Below are 4512 nucleotides of genomic sequence, written 5' to 3'. Positions count from 1 at the left end.
GAGGGAAGCTTTTTACAGATGAATTATCCTTTAATCTTTTAGAATACGATCTGGAATTTCAACAACCCTTTGATTTTCAATTAAGGCCCAATAACAATGTAAAAGGGGGTATTTTTAATGTGGTTTTTAAAAAACAGGAGCAGGCCATTTACCTGATGAACTGGATGACTTAGGCCGACATTCGTAAGAGTGTTAAGGTTAATTTTTCAGGCTAGGAGAATGCTGGAGTTTTGTACAAGCAAGAATCTAGGGATGCCTATTGTAATGGTTCTAAGGAAGCCTTCCAAATTCGCCTATTTGATCCTTTATCAGGAACTGAGGCAGGGGTTCATGTAACCAACTGGAGTTAGGGTGCCTATATTTAAACCAATCATACCACTTCTGTAATCGGCAGTATGGAAGTAGAGGGGGCAACTCTTCAAATTTCTGATTTTGAAATTTATCCAAATCCAGGTGCCAATCATTCGACGATTGCTTTTGAGGTTGAAGCAGAGATAGAAGTTGCACTGGCGTTATACAATGCACAAGGGAAAGGCATCCAAACGCTCAGCCAGCGAAGTTATGGACCAGGAAAACATAAGCTTGAGCTCAATGGTAAAGGATTGGCCCCGGGCAATTACATCCTTAAATTGACCAAAGGAGATACCTTTGAGACCAAAAAAATCACCATAAAATAAAATTTTAAATTATTTCTTTAAAGGAGGCCAAGTATATTACTTGGACTCTTTCACATTAGTTCAAGAACCTCCGTTGTTTTTCAATATACAAAGGTGAGAACAAGCCTAATGTAGGACGAAGAGAGACGATTAGACCAGGAAAGCACTAATGGAAGTCTAAATTAGAAAATTAGGCCAAGGGAAAACCTTCTCCTTTAACCATCTATGTATTATGAAAAAAAATTACCACCTGCTGCTTTATACCCTAATTTTAGGAGCATCCTTTTTACAACCCCATAAAAACAAGGCCCAAGTTAAAGCCGACCCCCAAGATTCCTTAGTGATGCTGGCTTTTCAGCAGGATCTAATAGACCATAGCTGGCCTACCTTTTGGAATACAGAGCAGCCTCTTTCCGAATGGGCAGGCATTCAATTAGATCCTTCTACAGGAAAAATCATTAAGTTAAAAATGGACGCAGATGATGTGGCAGACCAATACATAGACCCTGAAAATCCTCCTGCCCTGTTTATGCTCGAACTAGAAAGCTTTCCATCCTCCAGTATCCAATTACTTAGTCAACTAAGCGCTTTAAAAGAACTTTATCTAATTCAATTAGGGCTACGCAACCTTCCTCCTAATCTTGGCAATTTAACCGGGCTTACAGACCTTTATTTAGGGTTCAATTACTTGGAAACCCTACCCGATGAAATAAATCAGTTAATTAATTTGGAATTCCTGTACCTGGGAAGTAATCAGCTTACCAGCTTACCCAATTTAACTGCTTTATCAAAATTACAACGTTTGAGTTTTACTTATAATAGAACTTTAGAAACAGTTCCCCCTTCCATTTTTGAACTTAGAAATCTTATTTCCTTAAGATTAGATTACTGTTCCTTCCCTATTTTACCCCCTGAAATCCAAAACCTGGATAAACTGGAGCTGCTTGATATGGGGCAAGGGGTGGTAACCGAACTTCCGGATGAAATAGGGGAGTTATCAAGCCTACAAATACTTAATTTAAAAAACAACCAACTCACCGCCCTTCCCGAAAGTATGGGAGGCCAGATGCAAGCTTTAACTGATCTCGATGTTTCCAATAACTTGCTCTCCGCGCTTCCTTCTTCCCTAGTCCACTGCCCAGTGTTAAGAAACATAAAGTTTGATAATAATTTATTAACGGCTTACCCTTCCTGCCTTGTAAATAACTCCAAACTTACTACGGTAAGCGGTAAAGATAACCAAATGAGTGGTAATATTTCCAGGTGGGCTTTTTACAATTCTGACTTAAAGCTATACCTGTCGGGGAATAATTTTAGTGAATCTTTTGATATGTATTTAAGGCCTCACACATTAGAGCTGGAAGACAATAATTTTAATTTTTCGGATTTGGAGGCAGTCTACAATCGAATGAAAAATACCAATAGTAATTTGACTCTTCATCCTCAAAAAGCGGTAGGTACCTATCGGACCTTTACTCCGGCTGCCGGAGAAGAGGTAACTATAACGGTAGACGACTATAACCCACTAGAAGGAGAAGTATTTAATTGGTACCGTATTGATTATATAGAGTCTCTTGAGGCTCCTTCTTTTGTGAGGCAGGGGCAGAATTTAGAATTTCCTTCCTTTAACCCGCAAACGGATGGGGGCGTTTATTACTGCCAGATTACACACCAGGATATGCCGGAATTAACCCTAAAAAGCCACTATGTGCGCGTTATGGGAAAAAATAAGAGCCCTAATTTATCGGCCAGGGATATGACAGTCCGCAGTAGCGAATTACCAGTTGAGTTATTGGTTTTTGGAGGAGGAGATGACTTTACCTATAACAAAGATTTGATCTTTAACCTCCCCGAAGAAAGCCCCCACCTTTGGCTGGATTCTCTTCCCTCTCTTACGGAAAATATAGAAAAACGGAGTATTAGATTAAAGGACGCCTCCTGGTCAGGTACTGATACCGTAACAGTAGCTGTAAGCGATGAGCATGGTAATACCAGGTCTGATGAGGTTTTAATCACCATATTGCCGGAAGAAAACAGACAGCCCCAAGTCGATATACCCAACCTTTATTTAACGGTGGAGGAAGGGCCTCTTTGTGATCCGGATTCCCCAGACTGCAGCGGATGGGATGCCTCTTATATTTGGTCTATCTCCTTACTTCCCAATCAGTTTGTGTCCGATGATGTTGACCCCATAGAAGATTTAACCTTTGGATTTAAGGAAGCCAATGAAGATGGAGAAGTAAGCCCTTTTGTTTGGGCTGAAACCGGTAACTCGAGTTTTCAAACCATCCTTTACGGAATTGTAGTTGCCCAGGAAGACACAGTGGTCAACCTCACACTAATGGTTACTGACACCGAAGGCGGACTTACCGAATATCCCCTTATCCTTATTTGCAAAACAGACAACCAACATCCACAGCTAGCGGCTATTCCTGAACAATTTATGCTGAAAGGAGGCGCTTTTTCTGCCCTGGACCTTAAACCCTATGTTTCGGATGACTATACCCAGGCGGAGAATTTTTCCTATACCGCATTTCCAGGCAATAATGCCACGGTTTTATTGGAAAATGGGGTGGCACAACTGACCCCCTCTGACCCAGATGCTCTTGGCAGTTTTACAGTAAGTTATCAAGTGTTTGAGGATTATTCCAATCCTGTAAGTATTCAGGTGACTTATACCATCCTGGAAAGTAGTCTGACAATCTCAGGCACTATACTGGCAGACAATCAACAGCCTCTTGCCGAAGTAAGTATGCAAGGCCTAGGACAGGAAGTTATTACCGATGAAAATGGTAGCTTCAGTGCCGAACTTCCTGCCGGATGGAACGGGACCCTGACACCGGTGAAAAGCAACTATGTATTTAGTCCCACTTCCCGAACGATCAGCAACCTTCAAGCAGATCAGGGCTCACTGAATTTTGAGGGCACTTATACCCCCCCTTCCACCTTCACTCTTTCGGGTCAGTTACTCGATACAGAAGGCAGTCCGCTAGAACAGTTAACTTTAACTGGGTTGCCGGAAAACATATCCACCGATGAACAAGGAAATTATTCCCTAACGCTTCCGGAGAACTGGAGTGGTACGATTGTCCCTCAAAAAGTGGGACATACCTTTTCACCTCAATTGATTACCATTAATAACCTACAGCAAAACCTGGAAGGACAGGATTTTATAGGTTTTCCTAGGGTATACTACACTTTTTCAGGTCAAATAGTGGATACGGAAGGCAATCCCCTAGAACAGGTGCTTTTAAATGGTTTGCCAGGAAATCTATCCACCGATGCTCAGGGAAATTATTCAATTACCCTTTCGGAAAACTGGAGCGGAACAATTACCCCTCAAAAAGAAGGGTATAGTTTTTTACCTGCATCCATAGACATCAATAACCTACAGGAGGACCTGATTGAGCAAGGTTTTACGGCTACTGCAGACCCGGTTACCTACACGCTTTCTGGGCAAATACTTGATACAGAAAGAAGACCCATAACACAGGTAACTTTATCAGGGCTACCGGGAAACCTATCCACCGATGCGTTAGGAAGATATTCGGTAACTCTTGATGAAAACTGGAACGGAACAATCAGCCCTCAAAAAGAAGGATATAGTTTTTCTCCTACTTCCATTCCCATCAACAGCCTGCAACAAGACCTTATCGGGCAAAACTTTACGGCTACTCCCACGACTCCAGTCCCCGTTACCTACGTCCTTTCAGGCAAGGTAGTTGACACAGAAGGAAATCCACTAGAACAGGTAACTTTATCAGGGCTGCCGGAAAACGTATTATCCTTAAGGAATGGTCGTTTTATGACCCGTCTTCTTGAAAATTGGAGCGGAACGATTACCCCTCAAAAAGAG

3 protein-coding genes are annotated in these 4512 nt (G+C 41.9%); all 3 read left to right on the top strand.

Annotated elements, in window-relative coordinates; translation table 11 throughout:
* Positions 1–173 (top strand): type VI secretion system tube protein TssD (gene tssD, locus E1171_RS24915; protein WP_222931418.1); only part of this gene is annotated, 173 nt, incomplete at its 5' end.
* A gap of 222 nt (positions 174–395) precedes the next feature.
* Positions 396–677 carry a T9SS type A sorting domain-containing protein gene (locus tag E1171_RS06455; RefSeq protein WP_155205193.1) on the top strand — a complete coding sequence of 94 codons (282 nt, stop codon included), beginning with the start codon at positions 396–398 and terminating at the stop codon, positions 675–677.
* Positions 678–888: 211 nt separating this feature from the next.
* A partial coding sequence (locus tag E1171_RS06450; protein WP_187696304.1) for a leucine-rich repeat domain-containing protein occupies positions 889–4512 on the top strand: 3624 nt, incomplete at its 3' end.

The organism is Xanthovirga aplysinae, assembly GCF_009711365.1.
Lineage (GTDB): Bacteria > Bacteroidota > Bacteroidia > Cytophagales > Cyclobacteriaceae > Xanthovirga > Xanthovirga aplysinae.
The sequence above is the reverse complement of the archived record's forward strand: the minus strand, read 5'-3'. Positions and strand labels throughout refer to the sequence as shown.